General features: G+C 47.2%; 6 protein-coding genes. 3 read left to right on the top strand and 3 right to left on the bottom strand.

Annotation, left to right across the window (positions count from 1 at the left end; genetic code table 11):
• From B3180_RS14860 to B3180_RS14870, 3 genes are all read right to left on the bottom strand, one after another.
• A partial coding sequence (locus B3180_RS14860) for a TonB-dependent siderophore receptor (protein ID WP_286845277.1) occupies nt 1-1,535 on the bottom strand: 1,535 nt, incomplete at its 3' end.
• A 72-nt stretch (nt 1,536-1,607) separates the two neighbouring features.
• Nucleotides 1,608-2,078, bottom strand: a complete 471-nt coding sequence (locus tag B3180_RS14865) for a hypothetical protein (protein WP_278358951.1) — start codon at nt 2,076-2,078, stop codon at nt 1,608-1,610.
• A complete protein-coding gene (locus tag B3180_RS14870; RefSeq protein ID WP_278358950.1) occupies nt 2,078-3,223 on the bottom strand; it encodes a PepSY-associated TM helix domain-containing protein in 1,146 nt (381 codons plus the stop codon). Before B3180_RS14870 ends, B3180_RS14865 begins: the two co-directional genes overlap by 1 nt.
• A 112-nt stretch (nt 3,224-3,335) precedes the next feature.
• On the opposite strand from B3180_RS14870, the gene B3180_RS14875 reads away from it, so the two are divergent.
• The 3 genes from B3180_RS14875 to B3180_RS14885 all read left to right on the top strand — a co-directional run.
• Entirely contained in the window at nt 3,336-5,474 is a 2,139-nt protein-coding gene (locus tag B3180_RS14875; protein WP_278358949.1) for a TonB-dependent siderophore receptor, read from the top strand.
• A 104-nt stretch (nt 5,475-5,578) separates the two neighbouring features.
• Nucleotides 5,579-6,499, top strand: coding sequence for a citrulline utilization hydrolase CtlX (ctlX, locus tag B3180_RS14880; RefSeq protein WP_286845279.1), 921 nt, complete (start codon nt 5,579-5,581; stop codon nt 6,497-6,499).
• A gap of 238 nt (nt 6,500-6,737) precedes the next feature.
• Nucleotides 6,738-6,806: cold-shock protein (locus tag B3180_RS14885; RefSeq protein WP_286845335.1), on the top strand; the 69-nt coding region annotated here is incomplete at its 3' end.

Below are 6,806 nucleotides of genomic sequence, written 5' to 3' on the forward strand. Positions count from 1 at the left end.
GCTTCCCACTGTTTACCTTCTAATGGTACATAGGGATTTTCGTACGCATCCCGGCCAATAAGTGGAGAGAAAGACTCGCTGTAACTAAGGTATGGAGACAAGCCTCCGTCCATAAGGTACATGAAGCCCAGGCGACCGGTTGTCGCATACTGATCGGTAGCGCTTCCGCCCTCAGGATTATTTGTTGCGCGGTCGCGACGTAAAGCGGCTGAAATTAACCATTTGTCGTCTATACGCATGTTGTCCTGCACATACACACCCGTTTGCTGGCTGGTTAAAGAGGCATAGTCAACAACATCGGATTCGGTCGGCAAGCCTGTTGCCTGGCCGTACACTGGCGCATACAAATCTAACGGGTTCATGGCACCGTAAGCGTAGTCGTTATCGGTGTAAGAGTCTTGAAAGTCCAGGCCGAAGACTAAGTCGTGCTCAACAGCACCAGTAATAACAGAGCCGTGCAACTGCAGGTCGCTGGTCCAGGTTCTTGCATCAGCACGAGACAAGTAAGAAACGCGGTTAACCGTGCGGTTGTCGTCGGCGAAAACTGGTGGCCAGCCATACATTGTGTTGTAGTCGGCATGACTGTCGTTGTAGCGACTGGCTAAGCGCAGACTCCAGTTCAGGTTTATATCGTGCTCAACAATAGCGGTTAACGCGTCCTGCTCAGTATCGTATTTATCGAAGCCGGGCTCTGACACAAAGGTGGAACTGTCAATTTGACCAAACTCGTTCGGGAACAGGGTGCCCTGCCACGGAAAAAACTGTGTACTGGAGCCTGATTCGTTACGCTGAATATTGCCGATCAAAGTAATTTTAGTGTCTTCAGAAGCGTGCCAGCTTAAGGAAGGGTTGAGTACCAGACTGTTGTCGGGCACAAAGTCGGTTTGGGTGTCGCTGTTGCGGTATAAGCCAATGAAGCGCCCTGTTAACGACGCATCATCGTTTAAGGCGCCGGTAATGTCGCCAGCTACTTGCTTGCGCGAATAGTTGCCCAATTGTGCCCAGAACTGACCTTCGGTCTCTGCCTGAGGCCGCTTGCTGACTAAATTAATAATACCACCGGTAGAGCCTTGTCCATATAAGACCGAGCTTGGTCCTTTCAATATTTCAATTTGGCCTAACGAGTAGGGGTTAATACGCACGTTGTTGTAGTAGCCGAACAACGACTTAAGGCCATCTAAATACTGTACTGGAGAGACGCCACGAATTTGTGCCCAGTCGCCGCGGGTATCAACGCCGTAAGGTCCGTTGTATAAACCCGCTACGTAACCAATAGCGTCCTGCACTGTTACTGCGCCTAAGTCTTCAATACGGGTTTCGGTCAGGACTGAAACCGACAAAGGTGTTTCAATAATAGGAGTGTCAGATTTGGCGCCGGTAGCGCTAACGTAAGAGATAAGTCCGCGCGAACTGACTTTGATGGTCTCCATCATCTCTTCCTGAGTCTTTTCAGGGCTTTCTTCTTGTGCGTGAACGTTGGTGGCGGTTAAGGCGGCCAGGATGCTGGCCGCCAGTAAGGTCTTGTGAATGTTCATTGTTCCCCTCAAAAATTAACTGCTGTCTAAATTGAGGTGGATCGTAAATGAAAATGATTCGTGTTTAAAGTTTTATTTTAACCAATCTTCGGGAAGTTGCCATGAGGCCTTATGCACATTGCCGTCCCAGGTCTGCAATGTTACCCAAACGCGGTGTTCAGGTTGATATTGTTGTGGCGCAATAGCATGCACATGTTGCAGTAACTCACTGCCATGCAGAATGCCGACGTCAACTTTTTGCAAGGCTTCCAGGGCAGCCGGTTCTTCGCCGATACTGACGTAGCCCTGGCGTATATTGCTGACTTCACCATCATTTACATAGGCCGCAAAGTCTTTTACCCAGTCGTCGTGGTGTGCATACGGCGCATCGTTATTTAACGGCTGTATGGCAACTTCAAAAGGTCCGACTGATTTTTCTTCCCAGGCATCCGGAAACACAGGTGGCTGCAGCTGCTCGTATAAAAAATAAATAGGCAGAATGAGAATTAAGCCACTGAGTTTGAATTTGTTTCGGTTCCAAAACGTATTTTTGCGACGTGCCATTACTGAGCCCCCTCGCTTTGCATCTGTTCTTGAGCGGCAGCTCGTTTCTCTTTCGATGCTTTAACAGTACGCGAGCCCCAGATTAAAAATCCGGTAATGGACATGGCTGACAATATAAGGCCAAAAATAAACCAGATGGCTTTGGTCCAGATGCCGCCAATAGTGCCGTAGTGCAGGGGATCAATAATATGCTGGATGGTTTGCAGCGTATTCATGTTTTGCGGTGAAACGGCACGGGCTATTTCGCCGTTCCACGGGTTAATATCCAGCCGATAGGAGTACTGATCGTAAAAGATAAAGTCGCCGCCACCCATAATTTTGAACATGTCGCGGTTGTGCTCCGGCATCATAATAAAGCTGGGTCTTATATCCGGGAAACGCTGCTCAGCAATTGTCAGGGCTTGTTCAAAGGAAACCGGTGGCTGTGCTTTTTCACCCATGGGAATGTCAGAGACTTCCACTAACGGTGCATGCCCTTCAATATCGATATCGGCATGCCAAAGCACTTGCTGGGTGAAATACCAGAGGCCGGTCAGGCTCATAACAATAAGGAACCAGATAGACCAGGCACCGCCGTGCTTATGTAAGTCAGTTAATAGTGTTTTCTTGCCCTGCTTAACGCGAACTTTAGGTTGTGTATAGGCACGCCAGAATTTTTTGTAAATAACCAGCCCGGTAACTAACGCACCTATCATGACAAATGACATGGCTGAAACTAAATAGTAGCCAACGCTATAGCCTTCTTGCCAGGGGAATAGCAGCCAGCTATGCAACGAGCGCATAAAGTTAATAAAGGTAATTCCCTGGTTCACTTCCTGAATTTCGCCGGTGTACTGGTTTACGTAAGCAATGCCATTCGGAATATTCTCGGCCGAGAAGATAACCGCGTTAATAAGGTAAGGCTCAAAAGTCATTACTGTAGTGACGTTGGCGGTCGGGAACTGGCTTTTAACCGCAGCAACAAGTTCTGAAACAGGTTGAGCAGGCAAGCTGTCTGGGTTGACGGCGCGTGCATTCTCGTTAAATAGCCAGGTGAGCTCGTGACTGAAGACCGCAATGGTGCCAGTAATACAGATAAAGCAGAACAATACCCATATAGGTAATGAGCACCATCCGTGTAATTTAAACCATTGTCGTTGCGTCATTTTGAGCCCCTTGAAAAATTTTCCGAAATGATATTGTAAATACGAACAATTATCAAATACAATGTTGGCTGATAACAATTCGCATTTACAGTCTGTAGTCGGGAGACAATTCATGAAGGCATTCGCCAAAAGCTTTTTAGCGACAGCAGTAACATCGGTGCTGTTAACTTCTACTGCGTTTGCGGTGCAGTCAGAAGATTCAGACCAAGCTGAACAAAATACCGAGACTAAAGAAAAGATTTTTGAACACATTAAAGTGACCGGAAGCCCGCTTGACCGTGCGACAACGGCAACAGGACTGCCGTTAACTCTACGCCAGACACCTCAGTCTATTTCAGTTATCGATCGCGATTTTATTGACGGTTTCGCATTAGATACTGTTGCAGATGTTATGCAATTTGCCCCGGGTATTCAGGCGCAGCAGGCCGAAACGGACCGCTTTTTCTTCCGCTCTCGCGGGCGTGACGTAACTAACTTCCAGTTTGACGGTGTACCCATTGCCTATAACAGTTTCTTTAGTGAAGCCTTAGCCGACTCGGTAGTATTTGAGCGAGTGGAAATTGTGCGCGGCGCAACCGGTTTGTTAACGGGTGCTGGGGAACCTTCTGCAGCAATTAACCTGATTCGTAAGCGCCCAAAAACAGAAGATGGCGGCTATGCGAGTGTTGGTATTGGCTCCTGGAGTAATTATCGCTTCGAGGCTGACCATTCTCAGACATTGACCGAAGACGGTAATGTGAAAGCGCGAGTGGCCATGGCCTATGAAGAAGGCGAAAGCTACGTCGACTTATCGGAAAAAGAAAACGCACAAATTTACGCGGTAGTAACGGCCGATTTAACGACCCAAACGCGCTTGACGGTAGGTGCAGACTACAGTGAGCGGAACCCCAAAGGCAGCATGTGGGGCGCATTACCGCTGTTTTATGACGACGGCACTCAGGCGGATGATCTACCTGTGAGTACGACAACCGCTTCGCCATGGAACAGATGGGACAGAGAAAGCACTAATGTGTTTGCGCAACTAGAGCATGCGTTTGATAACGGCTGGGACCTTCAAATGGATGTTGAGCGCCGTGAAGGTGAGATGGACGGGTATCTTTTGTACTTTTCTGGCTTCCCGAATAAAGAAACGGGAGAAGGTCTGAGTGCGTCTCCTAATCACTATGTGTCCGACCGGGAGCAAACGTCATTCCGTATTTTAGCTTCGGGCCCTTTTGAGTTATTGGGTCGCGAGCACCAGTTAACGGCAGGTGCTCTCTATGCTGAGCAGGATGTTAACGCTACGTCTTATGGTATTACCGATACGGTTATTATTCCTAGCCTGTTCGACTGGGGGAATGGGGTTCCGCGTCCCAACTTTAGCGATACGCCGGCATACAGTATGTTGGAGTCTCATACTCAGGAAGGCGTTTACGCTGCCGCACAGTTTAGTTTAACGGACGAATTTACCGCGATAATTGGTAATCGTTTAACCAACTACGATTCATTGTCTGAGTCGCCCTGGGCAACAAGTGACTACGAGAACTCAAGCGTCAATACGCCTTATCTCGGCCTTGTTTACGATGTTACTGACATTATTTCCACCTACGCCAGCTACACCGAAATTTTCCAGCCCCAAAATGCATTTAACGCTGACGGCGAGCTGATTGGTCCAGTTGAAGGGTCTAATTCAGAAATTGGTATTAAAGGCGACTTCTTTAACGAAGCGCTGTCTGCCAGCTTTGCTATTTATAAAATTAAGGAAGATAACTTAGCAATCAATGATCCTGATAATACGGATCCATTGCCGGGCACGACCATTTTTCCTTCCATAGGTGTGGATGGAGCAGAAAGTGAAGGTTATGAGCTGGAGCTAAACGGTAAACCAACAGATGCGCTGAACATTTTCTTCAGTTATACGCATAATGAGTCGACGGATCGCGACGGTTCGGATTATGCACCGTATTTACCGGAGGATATGGTCAAGGCGAGCGTGCTTTACACTGCTACCGATGCACTGAAGCTCGGTGTAAACGCGAACTGGCAGAGTGAAGTCTCGAACCCAACAGTTATAGGGATGCCGACGTTTTATCAAGAAGGCTATACTGTAGTAAACGCTATGGCTAACTATCAGTTAGGTAAAAACTTGGATCTAAGCCTGAACGTCAACAACCTGTTCGATGAGAAATATTACTCGAGTATCGATTTTTATAATCAAGGGTTCTTCGGCGCAGAGCGTAACTTTGAGTTGAGTCTTAAATACGCCTGGTAAGTGAACTGGGTAATCATAGAAAGGGCAGTGCAACAACACTGCCCTTTTCTTTTGCCCGTTGCTAAGCGTCAGCCAAGTTGCTATAACTGCGCGCAAATTCTGCAATGTCTATAAACGCAATGAATCAGTCGTCCGATACCGTTGTTATGGTGCGCCCGCATCACTTTGCTTCAAATCCTGAAACTATGGCGGATAATGCTTTTCAGTCGATAGCGCAGCAGGGACTCAATGTCGCCAAGGCCGCTTACCACGAAGTTACAAAGGCGGTCGAGCTGTTACAGAGTAAAGGCGTTAAAGTACAACTGTTTGAAGATACCGGCACAGAAACACCCGATTCGGTCTTTCCTAACAACTGGTTTAGCACGCACCGTACCGGAGATCTGGTGCTATACCCCATGTATTGCAATAACCGCCGTAAGGAACGTCGAGCCGATATTATTGAGTTTCTGCAGGAAACTTATGGATACGAAAAAACGCTCGATCTTAGCGTGCTAGAGCAAGAAGAGGTTTTTCTGGAGGGTACAGGATCGGTGGTTTTCGATCATGATAATCAATTGGCCTATGGTGCCCGCTCAAAACGCATGAACGAGAAAGCCTTGGAGCTATTGTGTGAACAGTTGGGTTATCAGCCAATTGCCTTTGATGCCACCAGCAGTGACGGTAAACCGGTGTACCACACCAATGTGCTGATGGCGGTTGGCAGTGACTTTGTTATAGCGTCTGTGGATATGATCCGCAATAAGGAAGAGCAACAGACTTTTGTTGGTTCAGTGAAGAATTCGGGCAAAGCCTTAGTGCCATTAACAGAGCAGCAGATAAGTAACTTTGCAGGCAACATGCTGGAACTGGAGGTTAATGGCCACAAACTTCTGGCTATGTCTGAAACCGCTTATCGCTCATTGACCACAGAACAAATACGGCAACTGGAGCAGTGGGTTGAGTTACTACCGATAGCGGTTCCGACCATAGAGCTTGGCGGCGGCTCTGTTCGTTGCATGCTGGCGCAGGTGTTTAGAAAGTCATAAAGAATTATAAAGGTGATTTATAAAATAAATGAAAACTATTGTTTGACATTATATAGAATGTGCGTAAAGTAGCCGGCGTTGGATAAGAAACAGTTAGTTAAACACTCCTCTACGTCGCTTTACTCTTAGTAATACCTTCGTCCTGCAGTTTTAAGTTTCATTTTTTACCCCGCATGATCATCGCAACTGGGAACGCCCGGAGCGATTACTTATTTTATAAAATTTCAGGATATTTATTATGTCTAATACAGTAAACGGTGTTGTTAAGTGGTTTAACGAAGCAAAAGGTTTTGGTTTTATCGAGCAG

The organism is Idiomarina sp. UBA4206 (genome assembly GCF_002383015.1).
GTDB lineage: Bacteria > Pseudomonadota > Gammaproteobacteria > Enterobacterales > Alteromonadaceae > Idiomarina > Idiomarina abyssalis.

Excerpts from the sequence above, each read along its gene's own strand:
- B3180_RS14865 (WP_278358951.1), bottom strand. The coding sequence starts at position 2,078 with ATGGCACGTCGCAAAAATACGTTTTGGAACCGAAACAAATTCAAACTC.
- B3180_RS14870 (WP_278358950.1), bottom strand. The coding sequence starts at position 3,223 with ATGACGCAACGACAATGGTTTAAATTACACGGATGGTGCTCATTACCT.
- B3180_RS14875 (WP_278358949.1), top strand. The coding sequence starts at position 3,336 with ATGAAGGCATTCGCCAAAAGCTTTTTAGCGACAGCAGTAACATCGGTG.
- ctlX (WP_286845279.1), top strand. The coding sequence starts at position 5,579 with ATGTCTATAAACGCAATGAATCAGTCGTCCGATACCGTTGTTATGGTG.